Below are 17,400 nucleotides of genomic sequence, written 5' to 3'. Positions count from 1 at the left end.
CGCCCCGGCCACCGGCACGGCGCTCACACCGTGAACTTCACCGCCTCCAGGAAGCGGGTGTTCTCCAGAGTGCCGCCGAAGACGAAGTCGGGGCGCGGATCGGCGCACCCCTGACTGCCCCAGTCGTAGCCGCGCACCTTGGCCGACGGGCAGATCCTGCCGCTGCCGACATTCACCGCGAAGCCCGTCATGTACGGGCCGGACGTCTTCCCGACATAGATGTCCCTGCTGTCACCGGTCACCGCCGTCCAGTTCGGCGACCACCTGCCCTCACCGTTCGTCGAGTCGGGGTTGTGCAGGAAGGCGTTGGCCGCCGAGCCGCTGACCCCGTACACCGCGATGTTCAGCGCCTTGATCGCCTTGTTCTGTCCGGTCGTCCCGGCCAGCGTGCCGTCGCACACCGGCTTCTGCCAGCCCTGCCCGGACACGAACGCCCGGTAACAGATGTGCCGCCCGTCCGGATCGCTCTTCGCCAGCCGCTTCACGGCACTGGCCGCGGTGTCCACCGCCGGTTTCTGCGTCACCGTCTCCACACTGCGCGGGGCGGTCGCGGTCACCGTCACGGGCGGCGGCGGTGCCTGCTTCCCGCCGGGCTTCGCGCTCCCGGACGCCTCCCCGCTCTCCCACGCCTTCGGGCTCGGGCTCGCCGACGGCGACGGCGGACTCACCGACACCGAGAACGTCGGCGCGGGCACATCCCTCTCCGCCGAAGGGCTCCCACTCACCTCCGTACCCGAACGCGCCGATGCCTGCGCGGAGTCGTCCCCCGACCCCCCACTCCCGACGATCACCAGCGACACCACCACGATCCCGGCCACGGCCAGCGCCGCCGGCGCCACCACCAGCGGGCGCTGGAGCAGCCCCGAGGGCGTGTACTCGTCGTCCGACTGCCGCGCCCGCTCCTTGCGGTCGAGCCGCCGGACAAGGGCGGGGGGGAGGGTGCGGTGCAGGGGGGAAGGGGATGCCGGTGTCGGTGCCGGTTCCCGTTCCGATGCCGGGGCGCGGTCGCCGCCATCGCCGTCATCGTCATCGTCGTATTGGTTCTCACGGTCGTCGGGACGGTCGTCGTACCGGTGGCCGTCCCAGTCCCCGCCCTCGTCGTCGCCCTCGTCCCCGGCCGGAGGCTCCCCCGTCAGCGGTGGCGGCTCCGGCAGGGTGTACGCCGCCTCGCCGTCCTCAGCCTCATCCGCGTCCGCGTCGGCGTCCGCCTCCTCGCCCTTCGTCCAGCCCGGCGGTACGCCGTCGTCCGCGTCCTTCGTGACGAGGTGCCCGTCCTCGTCCCCGTCCTCCTCCGCACCCTCCGCACCCTCCCCGCCCTCCCGCTGTTCCAGCAGGCGGCTGGAGCCGTCCGGGGAGACCTCTATGTGGGCCACATACGCCGCAGAAGGGTCCGAGATGGTCGCCGTCACCACCGTCCCGCGCACCAGGGCCCGGTCGTGCAGCGCGTCCAGTACCGCGGCATCGGGTTCCTGGCCCGCCACGATCGGCACGGGAGCCCCGTCGATCGCGGCGGAGCCGTCCCCGGAGATGACCACCGCGAAGTGGTCGTCCCCCGTGATCGGCTCGTCGAACTCCTCACCCCGGCTCATCCGCACTCCTCTCCGACGCCCACACCCGTGACGCCTCTGCATGTCCTCCGCGTCAGCGCAACGGCCCCCGGGTACCGGGCGGTTCAATGCGCACGGGAGTGTGACCGGTCGGTAGAGTGCGGCGCGTGAACACCCCGGATGCGTTGGTGTCGTTCGCCTTACTGGGCCCGGTCCGGGCCTGGCGGGGTGGACGGGAACTGGAACTGGGCTCGCCGCAGCAGCGCGTGGTCCTCGCGACGCTGCTCCTCCGCCGGGGGCGCCCGGTCACCCTCCATGAACTCCTGGACGCCGTCTGGGGCACCGCGCCACCGCAGGCCGCCGTGTCGGTGCTGCGGACCTATGTCTCACGGTTACGCAAGGCGTTCCACCCCGCCCCGCTGATCGTCTCGGTCGGCGACGGCTACGCCCTGCGGGCCGGTGACGACGCCCTCGACCTCACCGTCTTCGAGCGGCGCGTCGACCGGGCCGCCCGGCTGCGCGCCACGGGCGATCCGGCCGCCGCCGCCGCGCTGCTGCACACCGCGCTCGACGCCTGGCAGGGCGCGGCCCTGGCCGGACTGCCCGGCGTCGCCGCCGAGTCGGAGCGGGCCCGCCTGACCGAGATGCGGCTCACCGCGCTGGAGACCCGGCTCGACATCGATGTCGAACTCGGCCGGCACCGCGAGGCCGTCCCCGAGCTGATCTCGCTGACCGGCGCGCACCCGCTGCGCGAGGAACTCGGCCGGCTGCTGATGCTCGCGCTGTACCGCTCCGGGCGCCGGGCCGAGGCGCTCGCCGTCTACCGGGGGACCTGGCGCACGCTCCGCGACGAACTGGGCATCGAACCCGGCCCGGCCCTGCGGCAGTTGCACGACCGGATCCTGGCGGCTGCCGCCGCGTCCCCGCCACCGGTGAGGGGCGGCCGTACCAGGGGCGCGGACGACGACCCCGACCCCGGCCCCCATTCCCTTCCCGACCCCGGCCCCCATTCCCTTCCCGACCCCGACCCCGTCCCCCCGGCCCGCCCCGCCCAGCTCCCCGCCGATCTGCTGACCTTCGTCGGCCGGCGCGCCGAACTCGACCAGGTGCGGGCGCTGCTGCCCCGGGGCGGCGGCGCCCCGGCGACCGTGGTGATCAGCGCCATCGGCGGGATGGCCGGGATCGGCAAGACCGCGCTGGCCGTGCACTGGGCGCACGAGATCGCCGACCGGTTCCCCGACGGGCAGCTCTACCTCAATCTGCGCGGCTTCGACCCCTCGGGCACGGTCATGGCGGCCGGTGAGGCCATCCGCGTCTTCCTCGACGCCCTCGGCGTCCCGCCCACCCAGATCCCGGCCACACTGCCCGCCCAGGCCGCCCTGTACCGCAGTCTCCTCGACCGGCGCCGCATGCTCATCCTGCTCGACAACGCACGCGACACCGAGCAGGTCCGCCCGCTGCTGCCCGGCGCGGGCGGCTGCCTCGTCATCGTCACCAGCCGCAACCGGCTCACCGGCCTGGTGGTCGGCGAGGGCGCCCACCCGCTGACCCTGGACCAGCTCAGCCCCGAGGAGGCGCACGATCTGCTGGCCCGGCGGCTGGGGCAGCGGCGGCTCGCGGCGGACCCGGCCGCGGCGGCGGAGATCGTCGCCCGCTGCGCCCGGCTGCCGCTGGCGCTGGCCATCGTCGCGGCCCGCGCCGCCGCCCACCCCGGCTTCCCGCTCGCGGCCGTCGCCGCCGAACTGCGCGACAGCCACGGCAGCCTGGACGCCTTCGGGGCCGGGGACGACGATCTCGGCACCGATGTCCGGGCGGTGTTCTCCTGGTCGTACCAGGCGCTGTCCGCACCGGCCGCGCGGCTGTTCCGGCTGCTGGGGCTGCACCGCGGACCGGAGCTGTCCGCGCCCGCGGCGGCGGCGCTCGCCGGACTCGCCCCGAAGGAGGCCCGGCGGCTGCTCGGCGAACTCACCCGGGCCCATCTGCTCACCGAGCACTTCCCCGGCCGCTACACCCTGCACGACCTGCTGCGGGTCTACGCCGCCGAGCGCGCCGACGCCGAGGAGAGCGCCGACGGACGCCGCCGGGCCGTCGACCGGCTGCTCGCCTGGTATCTGCACACCGCCGACGCCGCCTACCCGCATCTCACCCCGAAACGGCCCCGCATCCCCCTGGACCCGCCGCCCGAGGGCTGCCGGCCGCTGGAGTTCACCGCCCACGAGCAGGCGTTGCAGTGGTGTGAGGACGAACGGGTCAACCTGGTCGGCGTGGTGCACGAGGCCGCCGCGTCCGGCCGCCCCGGGATCGCCTGGCGGCTGGCCGCCGTGCTGTGGGGGTTCTTCTATCTGCGCAGTCATCACGGCGACTGGCTGGACACCGCCCGCACCGGTCTGGCCGCCGCCCGCGCCGCCGGTGACCGGCGCGGCGAGGCCCGCGCCCTCGCCGACACGGCGGCGGCCCTGCGCGCGGCCACCCGCTACGAGGAGGCCATCGACCATCTGCGGCAGGCGAAGGCCGTCTACCGCGAGCTGGGCGACGCCCAGGGGCGGATCTCCGCCGTCTCCAACCTCGGCGACGCCTTCCTCCAGGCCGGACGGCTGCCCGAGGCCGTCGACCACATCCGCCGGGGCCTCGCCCTGCACCGGTACGCGGACAACGCCTGGGGCGTCGGCATCACCCTGGCCAACCTCGGTGACGTCTATCAGCGCCAGGGCAGCTTCCCGGAGGCCGTGGACTGTCTGGAGCAGGCGCTGACGGTGCTGCGCGAGCAGCGCAACCGCTGGGTCGAGGGCGTCGTCCTCGACATCCTCGGCACCGTCCACGCCCGCCTGGAACGGCACTCCACCGCCATCGAGTACTACGAGGAGGCCCTCAAGACGCACCACGACGTCGGCAACCGCTGGGGCGAGGGCCACACCCTGGGTCATCTCGGCGATGTGGAGCTGGCCTGCGGCGACCCGCTCGCGGCCCGGGTGAGCTGGGAACGCGCCCTGGAGATCCTCGCCGAGTTCGGGCACCCGGACGCCGAGGGGATCCGCGCCCGCCTGGCCCGGCTCTGACATGCCCCTCACCTCCTCACCCGTACGCACCTACAACGGGCCCACGGGTGAGGACGGTTCAACGCCCAGACGTGGGAAACGGGCGCGGACGGCCCGGATCCGGCCCGTTCGGGCTCAGCCCAGCGCCCGGTACGCCTGACCGGAGGCGTTCGGGACGGCCCCGGTGTAGAGGCCGGTCCCGAAGGTGTCCGTGGAGAGCGTGAACCAGGCGTAGCGCTCCAGGAAGTCCAGCCCCTCCAGCATCCGCGTGGACGACGTCACGAACGCGGCCTGCTCCTGCTCGCCCGGCAGCCGCGCGCTCCCCGACGACCAGTCGATCAGGCCGTACTCGGTCAGCCAGATCGGCTTCTGATAGCGGTCGTACACCCGCTGGAGATAGTCGCGGAGGTGGTTGACCGCGTCCGGGCCGAAGTCGGAGCCGTACCAGTGCACCGGGATGAAGTCGACCTTCAGCCCGCGCTGCTGGGCGCCGGTCATGAACCGGTCCAGCCAGCCGCCCGCCACATCGGCGTCGGCGGCGACCGCCGGGGCGCCCAGGCGCAGCCCGGTGGACTGGAGCCGGGGCCACAGGTCGAGGGCCTGTTCGGGGGTCATGTTTGCCTGGCCGCCGTGGTCGGGTTCGTTGAAGCCGAGGAGGGTGGTGCCCTCCTGCTTCGCGGCGTTCAGTTCGGCGTCCGTGACGGAGCCCGGCCCCCAGATCATCGGGACGAACTCCACGCCCTCGGGCCTGGTGACCGGGCCGGTGGAGGAGGCCCAGTTGTAGTACCAGGCGGCGCCGGAGTCGGTGATCGCCTCGGTGATCCCCGGCTCCGGGTTGATGCTGACCCCCTTGGCGCCCGCGCCCTCCCGCTCCGGCGCCTTCTCCTGCTCGGGAGCCCGCTCCACGGCGTCACGCGGCCCGGTCGGCGCCGAGCCCTCGGGCGCGGCGGCCCCGGTGCCGAAGGTGACCGTCATACCGGTGCACTCGGCGCACTGCCGGACCGTCTGGTTGCCGGGCTCGGTGTCCTGCTTCGACCAGGCGTACGCGGTCGGGCACTGCCCGCTGATCGCGTCGCTGTAGGGCGTCTTCGCGTCCCGGTTGGGGTTGACGCAGACCAGCGCCTTCCCGGTGGCCGCGTCCTTGGTCAGATTCTCGGCGGGGCAGGCGGAGAGCAGATCCTTCGCGCACCCCATCGTCTGGCAGGCCCCCGACTCCGGCACCCCCACCCCGTCCGGGGTGATGGTGATCGGCACGGACACCGCGTTGACATAACTCACGTTGTACCAGGGTGCCAGCGCGTCCCTCGGGTCGAAGTTGAACTCCGCGAGGCTGGTGGGCTGTTCACCCGTCGAGCACCGGTCGGCGTACGGCCCGCAGTCCCCGACGACGCACTTGAACGTCGATCCGTCCTCCCCGGCGCACCCCTGGCGCGCGAAGAACTTCCCTCGCCAGTGCCCGGCCCCGGCGTTCTCCGGGACGGTGATGGTCGCCGCCTGCCCGGGGTCGAGCTTCGGCAGCCCGGTCAGCACGGCCGACCCGTCGGCGTTCACCGTCGCCCCGACCCACAGCGGTTCGTCCGTACGGTTCTGGAACGTCACGGTGCGGTCGGCTCCGCCGGTTCCGGCGGCGTTCGCGCTGTTGAGGGACGTACCGCCGGAACGCTGCCACTGGAGGACCGCGGTGGTTCCGGCGACACCGGCGATCACCAGCAGCAGGGCCAGGAGCAGTTGGGTACGTCTGCGCAGTCGGCGCATCGGGCTCGCCTTTCGGTGAGGTGAGGTGAGGGGTGGGGGTGGGGGTGGGTGGGTGTCAGCGTCGGCCGGGGCGGCGGGGGGTGTGCGGGGGCGGGGCGCTACGGGTTCCCCTGGGTGCGGGGGAGTCGCCTCCGGCGGTCCCGAGCGAGCCCAGCGAGGTCCCCTTGAGGAACTCCCGCGCCTCGGGCGACAGCGCGGAGGTGACCTCGGCCCCGATGGCCGACGCCTCGGCCGGGGGGACTTCCAGAGGGACGAAGCCGGGGGAGGTAGGGGAGGTGGGGGGTGGCGGTGTCTGCGGGGGTGCGGGCTCCTCCGGCGGCAGCTTCGGGGGGACCGGAGGGGGTGCGGGTGTCTCGGGTGGTGGTGTCCGCGTTGTCTCCGTGCCGTTTCGCGGAGTCGGCTCCCGGCGCTCCTGTTCCCGGCGGTCGGCGACCGTGGCGGCGAAGGGGTCCAGGTCGGGGCGGGGGTGAGTGAAGGCGGTGGGGTGGTGAGGCGGCCGGGGGATGGTTGCCGGTGCCGGGCGTTCCCAGCGGGCCTGGGCCAACCGGTACTGATGGGCGTCGGCGGCCATGATCCGTTCCCGGGCCCGGTCCAGGGCCACCGCGGCGTCCCGCAGCGCCGGATCCGCTGGCAGCGGGGCCCGCGGGTCCCGTACTCGGTCGTCCCGGACCCGGTCGTCCGGTACTCGGTCGTCCCGTACCCGGTAGTCCTGGTCCCGCCGGTCCGCCTCTTGCCCCCGCTCCACCACGTCCCCCCGCTCCACCCTGTCGCCCCGCGCCACCCCGTCGCCCCGCTCCTCGGGCTCCCGGCGGCGCCGCTGTCGCAGGGCCCGGAGGAGGTCCCGTAGGGCCATCAGCAGGCGGAAGGTCAGGTCCACCACCCGCACCCAGCTCCCCTCGGCGCCCCGGGGCCGCCCGCCGGGTGCCTGGTGGTCGCTGTCGTCGTCCGCCATCGGTGCCGTCCTCTCTCCCGCCGCGGGTGCTGACGCGAGCGACAACGGCTGCGTCCGGGCGGGCGGTTCAAATCCCCTATGGGAACGCCCAGTTGCTGCCGCCGCCGCACCCGCCCCGGAGTCAGCGACCCCGCCGCCTCCGGTCCGGGGGCGACTGCCGGGGCGGCGGATCGCTGGGCACCCGGGCGGCCCGGGTCAGCGGGACACCGTCGTCCGAGCCCGCCGACGCGGTGCTCGGGGTGCGGCTCTGCCCGGCCTGGGGCGCGGCCGGGTCGTACGGGGTGTAGGAGCGGGCCGCCCGGACCAGCGGGACCACCGACCCCGACGAGGTGCTGTGACTGCCCCGGCGTTCCCGCTCCGCCCGGATGGCCTCCAGCTTGCGGTCCAGCGTCGCCATCGCCGACCCCTCCCGGCGCAGGGCGGCGGGCGGTTCGGGCGCGCCCGAGGGGCCCGTCCCCGCCCCGGGTGAGTCATGGCTCTGGGTGCGGCTGAGGTGCGCGGAGACCAGGTGGGAGATCTGTTCGGGGCTCGCGGTGAGGACCGGGTCGCCGGTGGCGGGGTCGGACAGGGTGACGAGGAGGTTCGGGTCGTCGAAGATCTCGTGGAAGTCGTGGAGCGAGTACCCGCCCGAGGAGCCCGCCGACGCCCGGTCGGGTGAGTCGCCCGCGTGGTTCGCCCGCTGCCGGTGGTGCCAGCGCTGCTGGTTGGCCCAGAAGTCCGGGTCCGTGGGGGCGCCCACCCGGTCGAAGGAGCCCTGGGAGTGGACGTCGTAGCTGTCCGCCAGCTCCAGGGACCACCGGCGGGAGTCGGACGGGCTGCCGGTCAGCCGCATGACGTTGATCCGCAGCCGGTCGATCCGGCCGGTCTCGATCCGGTCCCGCAGATGCGGCCACTCCAGTTGGGTCAGCACACTGTTCTGGACGATCCCGTCCAGCACCATCGCCTCCGGCTCCCCCTCCAGACCGCTCGCGAAGTGGACGGCGAACCGTTCCCACAGGGTGCTGAGCGCGGGCAGGCTCGACCAGTTCTCGCCGCCGAAGCCCTTCCCGTCGAAGAGCTTGCCCGGGACCGACTCCTCCAGAATCAGCCCGCCCTGCGCCTCCGCCGCCGCGGCCGGATGGTACGGCTCGGTCTTCATCCACACCCAGCCGTGCCGCCGGGCCTCCTCCGCCTTCGCCCGCCGGTCCTGGCGGAACGTCGGGTCGTCCTTGTGCTCCTTCCACCAGCGGGCCGGGACATGGAAGGCGTGCTTGCGCTCGAAGCGGTCGACCAGCCGGTGCACCTGGTCGCCCGCCCAGTCGGGCCGGGGGGCGTGGCCCTGGTTGAGCCAGATCCCGTTGGTGTGCACCCGGTCCAGGAAGCCGTGGAGGTCGTCCATGAACTCCCGGTCCCGGTGCAGGCCGTACTCCTCGGCCTGGCTCAGCAGCCGGGCCTTGTCCTCGTCGAACGCGCGCTGGCTGAACGGTGGCATCTGCGGGGATCCCTTCGGGTGCGTCAGGTCCGTCGGCGGCGCTCGGGCGGCGGGGGGCCGCCGAACGGGTCGAGGGCGTCGACAGGGGGGTGCTCCTTGGCGCGGTGCGCGCCCGGCTTGCAACCGGCGAAGGGGCCCATCGGGTCGCGCAGGGCGCCCATCACCGGGCCCAGATGGTCCCGGTGCCAGGAGGCGGGACCGGTCAGCCCGGCGCCGGGACCGGTCAGCTCCTCCCAGGCCAGCCACAGGCCGTGCAACTGGGCGACCGCCTCCGGGTGCTCCCACCAGCGCGGGCACCAGGGCGCCGACGACGACACCTCACGGCCGTAGACGGGCAGCAGCACATGGTGCGCCCACAGCGTCAGCCGCCGCAGGGCCTGCGCGTAGGCGGCGCCCTCCAGATAGAGGATGAAGGGGGGCGGGGCGGAGGGGGGTGGGGGCGGGGGGAGCGGCGGGGGTGTGCGGTCCCCTGGGCCGGGCGGGCTGTCGGCGGAGGACATGGGTGGGCCTTCCTGGGCTGTTCTCGGCTGTTCTGAGTTGCTCTGAGGTGCGAGGGCACCCGGAGCCCGGTCCGCGCTCATGCCCCCGGCCGCACCACCCCGAGGATCGGCATCGACCCCGCCGGGGCGATCGACACCGTCCGGCCCGGCCGGGGTGCGTTGATCATCCGGCCGTCGCCGATGTAGAGGGCGACATGGCTGGCGTCGGGGTAGTAGACGATCAGATCACCGGGGCGCATCGAGCCCACCGGGATCCGGGTCAGGCCCTGCCACTGCGCCTGCGAGGTACGGGGGATGGTGACCCCCGCCGACAGCCACGCCTGCGAGGTGAGCCCGGAGCAGTCGTAGCCGCCGGGGCCCTCCGCGCCCCAGATGTACGGCTTGCCGAGCTGGCGGGCGGCGTACTCGACCGCCTCCTTCCCGGCGGCCGTCGTGGTGGTGCCCGCCGTGTCCAGGACGCCGGTGTCCAGCCAGGCGTCCTGCGCGGTGTCCGCGTCCCGGGTGTCCAGGTCGTCCAGCGTCCGGAGCTGGTCGGCGGCGAGCCCGGCCTCCAGTTCCTCGGCGGCGGCGATCCGCTCCTCCACCTTCTCCCGCTCGGTGTCCCGGTCCTCGCGGTCCGTCCTCAGCCGCTCCAGCACCTCGGCCGCCTCGCCGCCGCGGGCCCTCAGCTCCTCGCCGGTCGCGGTGAGCGCGGTGACCAGGCCCAGCGTGCCCTGCTGCGCCTGCCGGGCCAGGGTGGCATCGTCCAGGGCCCGCTCGGGGTCCTCGGCCAGCACGAACTGCACCTCCACGGGCAGGCTCGCGGCCGTGCCGGAGCGGTACTGGGCGCGGGCCGCCGCCCCGGCCCGCCCGGTCAGCCGGGCCAGCCTCCGCTCGGCCTCGCCCACCTGGTCCCGCAGGGTGGCCACCCGCTTCTCCTGCCGGGTCACCTTCTCGTCGGCCGCGTTGAACCGGTCCGTGGCGACGGCCGCCTCGCGGTACAGCCGCTGGAGTTCGGCGCGCACCTCGGGGAGCGTGGTGGGGGCGGGGGTGGGGCCGGGTTCCGCGAGGGCGGGCCGTGCGGCGGCGGCCGTCAGGGCGAGGGCCAGCGCGGCGACCGTCAGGGTCCGGCGGCGCCGGGCGCGCGGCGTCCGTCTCGTCCGTCTTGTCGGGCTCATCGGGGCCGGGGCTCCTTTCAGGGGCGGCGGGGTGTGGTCCGCCCACACAACGGGGCCGTGCCGCGTGGTGGTTCAAGGCGACGGGAACCGTTCGGGGGCCGGGGCCCGTTGTGGAGTCGAAGAGGGCCGCCACCGGCCGTCGAAGAGGCCGCCACTGGCCGTCGCAGCAGGCGGTCACCGGCCGCCGAAGAGAGCGGTCACCGGTCGTCGAAGAGGGCTGCCGCAGGCCCCGGGGGAGGAGCCGTATGGGTGCCGAATGGGCCGGGCCCGCGCTGCTCGCGCTGTGCACGGGAGGCGGGCTGTGGTGTCTGCTGCTCGCCCTGCGGGCGGGCGCGAGGGCGTTCGCCCTGCGGCTGCGCGGACTGCGGGCGACCGGGACGGTACGGGCCCGCCCGCCCGCCGACCGGCGCCCCGGCGGTCTGGTGGCCTTCGCCGACCAGGGGGGCCGCGAGCAGATCGTCGACCCGGGGGCGTACGCCCCGCTGTGCGGGCTGCCCGGGGCCGGGGCGAGTGTGCCGGTGGTCTATCCGCGGGCGCGGCCCGCAGCGGCCCGGCTGTGGACCCTGGCGCATCTGCTGGCCCCGTCCTTCGGCTGGTTCGTCTCGGCGACGGTCGCCTTCGGCACCGGTCTCGCGGTGACACCATGAGCGCGGCCGAGGGGACGGGCGGAGGGACGGCCGGGGGAAGGGCCGGGGGGACGGGCCCCGCCGGGAGCGCGCGACGGCGGTCGTACGCGGTGAGCGGGGGCAAGGCGCCCGCGACGGCCGCCGAGGACATCCCCGGTGACGGCCGCCGGGTCGTGGCGCTCGACGCGCTGCGCGGCTTCGCGCTGCTCGGCATCCTGATCGTCAACGCCCTGATGTCCGCCGGGCCGTACTACACCTTCGGCGGCGGACCCGACGCGAGCGGGCTGGACCGGGTGGTCGCCTGGCTGGCCGGGGCGCTGGTGGCGGGCAAGTTCTATCTGCTGTTCTCCTTCCTCTTCGGCTACAGCTTCGTCCTCCAGGAGCGCTCGGCGCGGCGGGCGGGCGTCCCCTTCGCGCCCCGCCATCTGCGCCGCACCCTGGCCCTGTTCGCCCTCGGCCTGGTCCACGCGGTGCTGCTCTACTCCGGCGACATCCTCATGGCCTACGCCGTCCTCGCCCTGCCCCTGTACGGGCTGCGCAACCTCGCGCCCGGCACCGCGGTCCGGGTCGCGGTCGCCCTGGTGGCCGGGCTCGGCGCGCTGCTGCTGCTGGAGGGCGTGCTGTCCGTCGCCGCCACCGAGCCCCAGACCCTCGCCGCCTATGTCCCGACGGTCGCCGACACCATCGCCGCCCACCGGGGCGACTTCGGCTCGGTCCTCGCCGTCCGGCTGGAGCATCTCCCGGGCGCGATCGGCGCCAACATCCTCTACGCGCCGGACATCTTCGCCGCGTTCCTCGCCGGTCTCGCCGCCGCCCGGGTGCGGCTCCTGGAGCGGCGGGCCGGGGACCGGGTGTGGCTGCGCCGGACCGCGCTGCGCTGGCTGCCCCTCGGTCTCGCCGGGGGCGCTGTCGCCGCGCTGTGCACCACCGGCCCGCTGGACACCCGCTGGTTCTCCATAGGCCAGGCGGTGTCGGTGCTCACCGCCCCCGCCCTCACCGCCGCCTACGTCTGCGGGCTCCTGCTGCTCCTGGACGCCGCCCGCCGCCCCGCCGCCGTCCGCGCCGCCGGGGCCCTCGCCGCCTCGGGCCGGCTGGCCCTCACCCACTACCTCACCCAGTCCCTCGTCCTTGCCCTGGTCTTCACCGGCTACGGCGCCGGCCTCTACGACCGGCTCGGCACCGCCACCGTCGTCGCGGGCTGCCTCGTCCTGTACGTCCTCCAGCTCGCCGCCGGGGAGCGGCTGACCCGCCGGTTCCGCTACGGGCCCGCCGAACTGCTGCTGCGCGCGGTCACGCTGGCGCGGCGTCCCGGGACCCGCCCCGACGGTCGTCGGGATGACGGCGGGAGCCCTTCGCCAGCGGCACTCCCGGCACCGGATCCGACGGCACTCCCGGCACCGGACGGGCCGCCGCCCGCTCGGTGATCGCGAGCGTCTCCGCCTTCGCCGCCGCCGAGATCGCGGCGGCGCCCGGCTCCTTGTACCAGGGGCGCAGCCGGATCAGCGCCGGACGCACCCCGGTGGCCAGCAGCAGCGCCGAGCCCTTGGGCAGGGCCCGGATCCGGTCCGGCGGCAGCACCGCCTCCTGCCGGTAGGAGTAGGAGCGCGAGGAGCCGTCCCGGCTGTGCGAGACGCTCGGGGTGCGGACATCGTGCTGCCCGACCAGCGTGGAGATCTTCTGCACGAAGTCGGCGTCGTCCAGGCCCGCGCCCAGCAGCTTCACCGTGGCCGCGCTCCACAGCGCGTCCATGCCCAGCTCACCCCAGACCCGGGCGCCCTGCCGGTAGCTCTGGAGCAGGGTGACGACATTGATGCCGCGCGAGCCGAAGTGCGAGTACAGATCGGGCAGATCGGAGATCCGGCAGACGTTCGCGGCCTCGTCCAGCACCGCCGTCAGCGGCGGATCCAGCCGCCCGCCCATCCGCTCGGCGGCCACCACCCCCGCCCGCATCGTGGCGTCGGCCATGCCCGCGATCACCCCGGCCGCCGAACCACCGCCGTCCTTGGACAGCAGATACAGGGTGTCGGTGCCCAGCACATGCCGGTCCGGGCGGAACTCGGGCAGCTCCGGGTCCGGGGTGACCCAGGCGAGGATCTCCGGGTCGAGCAGACAGGACACCGTCTGCCGGGCCGTCTCGTAGATGCCGTCCCGGGTCTCCACCGCGCCCCGGATCGTGCCCTGCAACTGCTCGGCCATCGCCGGGAGCCCCACCTCCCGCAGCAGATCGACCGGGGTGCGGTCGGCGGGGTCGGCCAGCCAGCCCAGCAGCTCCGGGACCGGCGCCCGGCCGCGCGCGGCGGCCAGGAACAGCGCGGTCAGGGTGTTCTGGGCGGCGGCGATCCAGAAGTCCTTCTTCGCCGTGTCGTCGTTGACGGACGCCACGAAGTGCCCGGCCAGCCGCCGGGCGCCCTCGATGGTGTGGCACTCGTCAAGCATGTTCCACCACATGGCGCGCGGCGCGTGCGCGATGCCCTGCGGGTCGAACGTCCACACCGTGCCCGCCGCCGCCCGCCGGGCCCGCGTCACCGCGTACACATCGGACTTGTTGGAGGTCAGCAGGACCGCGCCCTGGGCGCGCAGCACCCGGGGGATCGCGATCCCGGTGGACTTCCCGGCCCGGGGCGCCATCAGGTCCAGTTCCACGTCCTCGTAACTGCTGCGCAGCTCCGGCCCCCTGGGGTCCAGGTCGCCGAGCAGATTGCCGGTCTCGTCCGGGTGGAGGGTCCCGCGGCCCTTGAGGGAGGGGCGCAGTTCGCGGGCGCGGGCCTCGACGCCCTTCGGGGCCAGCCCGGCCAGCTCCCTCGCCCCGGCCAGCCCGCCGGGCTTGGTGAGGCGCCCCCGCACGAACCGCACCGCGAGCACCACCGGCGCGCACACCAGCGCCAGCACCAGCAGAATCCCCCCGTACACGGCGGCCGGCGGCGTCCCCGGCCACAGCGCGCCCGTCCCCTCCGAGGTCAGCGCGCCCGCGCTGGACAGGGAGAAGGGCGGGGCGTCCCAGCCGTGCCCGGTCAGCCCCGCGCCCAGCGTGCCGCCCGCCCACGCCACCGCGAAGCCCAGCAGCACCGCGCCCGCCATCGCGGCGACGGCCCACTGCACCTGGTCCTGCCCGACACCGCCGCCCGGCCGCCCGCTCACCGGCCCGCCCCCGTACCCGTCCCTGGCCCCATCCCTGCCCTCGTCCCCATCCCCGCCCCTGCCCCCGTCCCCGTCCCCGTCTCCTCGTTGGGCGTCCAGCGGGTGTTGGTGTTGTGCAGGCGGCGCTCCGCGTCCGTGATGGCGACCTTGATGGGGATACCGGGACGGCCACCCACCTTGATCAGGAACCGGCCCCGGCCGGGCGGCTCCTCGTTCTCCCCGCTCATCCCCCAGCCCGGCGGCGACGACCACGACGACACCAGCTCGATCTCCCGCCGGGACAGCCCCACCACCCGGCCCAGCTCCTCCATCTCCGCCCTCGGCAGCCCCGCGCACACCACCATCCCGGCCCGCTCCACGAAGCCGCGCGCCTTGGCCCGGTCCGCGTCCGTGCCGAGCGCCTCGGCGTCCTTCAGGGTGTGGGTGATCTTGGCGTCGCCGAGCCCGAGCGAACGGTTGAGGCGGGTCAGCGCGTCGATCCGGTCGACGATCCCGGACGCGGCCCGCAGCGGGCGCCACAGCTCGTCCAGCACCGTGAAGAACCAGCGCCGGGGCGCGAGTCCGGCGTCCGCGAGGGCGTGCGAGGCGGCCACCGTGCCCAGCCCGTCCGACCAGGCGGCCAGCATCGCGGCGGCGGTCAACTGGGTGTCCGCCTCCCCGATGCCGGAGATGTCGATGCACACGGCGGGCGCGTTCGGGTCGATGTGCGTGGAGGTGCGGGAGGCGAAGGTGTCGCCGAGCGGGCCGTCGAGGATGCCCAGCAGTGAGCGGTGCAGCGGGTCCACGGCGTCCCGGTAGCGGGTCACGTCCCCCCGGTCCAGGGTCACCGCCCGCACCCGGTCCGGGCCCTCCGACAGCACCCGCAGCACATCCGGCAGCAGCACCGGGCGCCCCTGCGGGGGGTGTTCGCGCAGATGGTGCAGCACCGCCGACAGCACGGACTGCTCATGGTCGTCCATCGGACGCCCGCGCACGATGGTGATCAGCGCCGCGACCATGTTCAGCACCCGGCCGTGCGCCTCCGCCCGCAGCACCTCGCCCGCCTTGCCCCCGATCCGCTCCGCGGCGGCGCCCATCGCCCCCGGGTCCAGCACATTGATGCCGCCCCGCCCGCGCCCGATCGAGATGACCTGCCCGCCCAGCGCCCGCACGGTGTCCGCGTAGTCCGGCTTGAGGTCGCCGAGCACCAGCGGGACGACCCCGGTCGCGGCCAGCCCGATCAGCATCCGGTTGATCAGCGTCGACTTGCCGAGCCCCGGCATCCCCAGCATGAACAGCGACGGGTTGGAGATGTAGCGGGCCCGGGTGAACCAGTTCAGCGGATCCCCGCACACCGTGGCCCCGGTGAACAGATGCTGCCCGAGCGGCACCCCCGTCATCGGCGACCCCGACCCGGCGGCGAACGGCCACATACCGCACGCCTGCACGGTGGTTGCCCGCCACATGGTCGGCGGATCCAGGTACCCGACCCGGCCCCCACCCGCCCCCAGCCACCCGCGCGGCGGCACATACGGTTCCCGGGGCCGCGCCCCCGGCCTCCCCTTCCGCGCCACCGGCTCCCGCTCCGGCAGCCGCCCCGCCTGCCGCTCCTCGGCCAGTCGGTCCGCCAGCTCGGCGTGCCTGCGCTCCCGACGGCCGCTCACAGCGCCTCCTGCAACTCGTGCGGGACGAGGGTCTGCTCCCACGGGAGGATCCCGGCCGGGAGGGTGCAGGTGAACGCCGCCGCCTGCATCCGGTCCGCCGGACGCATCAGCACCCGTGCCGCCGCCGTCAGATTGCGCACCGCCACACTCGCGTCGGCCAGCTCGTCCATCGTGTCGACGGTGACCGTCAGCATCAGCGAGAACTCCACCAGCCCCGCCCCCGACGCCTCCTCCGCCGCCGTCTGCTCCGCCGCCCGCATCTCGGTGGCCGCCCGCGCCTGCACCATGCCCTTGCCGGACGTCGCCATGAACTGGGCGCTGCGCCGGTCCGACTCCACGATCCGCGCCGAGGTCGCCGGATCGATCGGCCGGTACACCAGCGCGACCCGCTTGCGCCGGGTGCCCGGAGCGGCCTCCAGCATGCCCCGCAGCACCGAGGAACGGACCGTGCCGCGCGGCGCCAGCGTCATCAGCCAGGTCCGCGACACCCCCGAGTCGTGCTGGTAGGCGCCCACCGTCTCGACGGCCGCCGCCGGACCGGCGTCCTCCCACTCCAGCCCCGTACCGCCGTGCTGGGCGCGCGCGGTGAGGACGTCACCGGCCACCGCCGGGTCGTAGGCGACCCGGACCACCTCGGCGATCCGCTCCGCCGACAGCGGGTACGCGGCCCCGCCCCCGGCGGCGACCAGCCCGCTCAGCAGGCCCGGGATCCGGATGGCGAGGTCGGCGATCACCTCGTCCCGCTTGCGGCGCTGCCCGCCCGGGACGCCATAGGTGAGCGCCACATAGGTGTGCATCTCGGAGGAGGCCGTCGGATAGCGCTCCACCACCTCCTCCATGACCGCGCGGGCCGCGGCGGGGGCGTCCGGGTGGATCCGGGGCAGCACCTCGTGGGCGAGCCGGGTCCCCGGGTCCGGGGCGGTCTCCACGATCACGGTGGCACCCCGCAGCCCCGGTTCGTGCGACAGCCGGGCCAGCCACTCGCCCCACAGCGCCACCCAGACGTCGACCTGGTCCGGGTCGATCAGCGCACCGCCGTCGGGTTCGCAGCCGAGGACGATGGTGTAGAGGTTGCGCGCGGGGTGGTGCAGGACGCCGAAGGGGCGGTCGTAGGCGTCCCGTCCTTCGGTCGCGGTCACCTTGTTGAGCAGGCCGGGCGGCCGGAACCGTCCGCCGGGCCGGGCCGACATCGGCCCGGAGACGTACAGGTGCGCGCCCTTGGACTTCCGGCGCAGCCAGCCCACCCGCAGGGTGACCAACTGGTAGACGTTGCGGCCGTCCTGGGTGCGCAGCGCGAGCGGGGTGAGCATCACGACCGTCGGCACCGCCACGACCAGCGCCGCCCGGAGCGAGATCAGGGACGCCATCAGGGTCAGGACGAGGCCGCCGAACACCCCGAAGGTGCCGATCAGTCCGAGCGGCCCGAGCCCCGGCCGCCGTGGTCTGCGCCAGTTCCCGTAGGTCGGATGGGTGGCGGCTTCGCTGGACATGGGATGCCGTGCCTTTCTCAAGAGGGGAGGGGAGGAGCCGGGGACCGCCGGGCTCCCAGGGGGCGGGGGAGCCCGGCGGCCGTCAG

The 17,400-nt window shown here is 74.8% G+C and carries 11 protein-coding genes and 1 pseudogene; 3 read left to right on the top strand and 9 right to left on the bottom strand.

Annotated features, from left to right (window positions below; genetic code table 11):
* Positions 1-23: 23 nt before the first annotated feature.
* Complete coding sequence (locus AB0O01_RS05835; RefSeq protein ID WP_365311197.1) at positions 24-1,589, bottom strand: hypothetical protein; 1,566 nt, start codon at positions 1,587-1,589, stop codon at positions 24-26.
* A gap of 125 nt (positions 1,590-1,714) precedes the next feature.
* On the opposite strand from AB0O01_RS05835, the gene AB0O01_RS05830 reads away from it, so the two are divergent.
* Positions 1,715-4,603, top strand: coding sequence for a BTAD domain-containing putative transcriptional regulator (locus AB0O01_RS05830; protein ID WP_365311196.1), 2,889 nt, complete (start codon positions 1,715-1,717; stop codon positions 4,601-4,603).
* A 114-nt stretch (positions 4,604-4,717) separates the two neighbouring features.
* On the opposite strand, the gene AB0O01_RS05825 is transcribed toward AB0O01_RS05830, so the two are convergent.
* The 5 genes from AB0O01_RS05825 to AB0O01_RS05805 form a co-directional block, all read right to left on the bottom strand.
* Positions 4,718-6,337 carry a glycosyl hydrolase gene (locus AB0O01_RS05825; RefSeq protein WP_365311195.1) on the bottom strand — a complete coding sequence of 540 codons (1,620 nt, stop codon included), beginning with the start codon at positions 6,335-6,337 and terminating at the stop codon, positions 4,718-4,720.
* 55 nt (positions 6,338-6,392) lie between these two features.
* The gene (locus AB0O01_RS05820) at positions 6,393-7,289 is read right to left on the bottom strand and encodes a hypothetical protein (RefSeq protein WP_365311194.1); all 897 of its coding nucleotides are present in this window, start codon (positions 7,287-7,289) and stop codon (positions 6,393-6,395) included.
* A 121-nt stretch (positions 7,290-7,410) separates the two neighbouring features.
* Positions 7,411-8,760, bottom strand: a complete 1,350-nt coding sequence (locus AB0O01_RS05815; RefSeq protein ID WP_365311193.1) for a hypothetical protein — start codon at positions 8,758-8,760, stop codon at positions 7,411-7,413.
* 23 nt (positions 8,761-8,783) lie between these two features.
* Positions 8,784-9,260 (bottom strand): DUF4913 domain-containing protein, encoded by a 477-nt coding sequence (locus AB0O01_RS05810; protein WP_365311192.1) that lies wholly within the window; start codon positions 9,258-9,260, stop codon positions 8,784-8,786.
* Between the two features lie 77 nt (positions 9,261-9,337).
* A complete protein-coding gene (locus tag AB0O01_RS05805) occupies positions 9,338-10,417 on the bottom strand; it encodes an NlpC/P60 family protein (protein WP_365311190.1) in 1,080 nt (359 codons plus the stop codon).
* A 245-nt stretch (positions 10,418-10,662) separates the two neighbouring features.
* Here AB0O01_RS05805 and AB0O01_RS05800 point away from each other — a divergent pair, with 245 nt between their 5' ends.
* Positions 10,663-11,064 carry a hypothetical protein gene (locus AB0O01_RS05800; protein ID WP_365311189.1) on the top strand — a complete coding sequence of 134 codons (402 nt, stop codon included), beginning with the start codon at positions 10,663-10,665 and terminating at the stop codon, positions 11,062-11,064.
* Positions 11,061-12,284 (top strand): annotated as a pseudogene (locus tag AB0O01_RS05795) (DUF418 domain-containing protein); the annotation flags it as partial. The gene AB0O01_RS05800 and the pseudogene AB0O01_RS05795, both read left to right, overlap by 4 nt.
* A gap of 49 nt (positions 12,285-12,333) precedes the next feature.
* On the opposite strand, the gene AB0O01_RS05790 reads toward AB0O01_RS05795, so the two are convergent.
* The 3 genes from AB0O01_RS05790 to AB0O01_RS05780 all read right to left on the bottom strand — a co-directional run bounded on the left by AB0O01_RS05790 (position 12,334) and on the right by AB0O01_RS05780 (position 17,314).
* Positions 12,334-14,121, bottom strand: a complete 1,788-nt coding sequence (locus AB0O01_RS05790; protein ID WP_365311263.1) for a TraM recognition domain-containing protein — start codon at positions 14,119-14,121, stop codon at positions 12,334-12,336.
* Positions 14,122-14,177: 56 nt separating this feature from the next.
* A complete protein-coding gene (locus AB0O01_RS05785) occupies positions 14,178-15,626 on the bottom strand; it encodes an ATP/GTP-binding protein (protein ID WP_365311262.1) in 1,449 nt (482 codons plus the stop codon).
* Between the two features lie 194 nt (positions 15,627-15,820).
* The gene (locus AB0O01_RS05780; RefSeq protein WP_365311188.1) at positions 15,821-17,314 is read right to left on the bottom strand and encodes an SCO6880 family protein; all 1,494 of its coding nucleotides are present in this window, start codon (positions 17,312-17,314) and stop codon (positions 15,821-15,823) included.
* Positions 17,315-17,400 lie beyond the last annotated feature (86 nt).

This window comes from Streptomyces sp. NPDC093252 (assembly GCF_040683675.1).
Lineage (GTDB): Bacteria > Actinomycetota > Actinomycetes > Streptomycetales > Streptomycetaceae > Streptomyces.
This window is presented reverse-complemented; position numbering and strand designations above follow the sequence as displayed.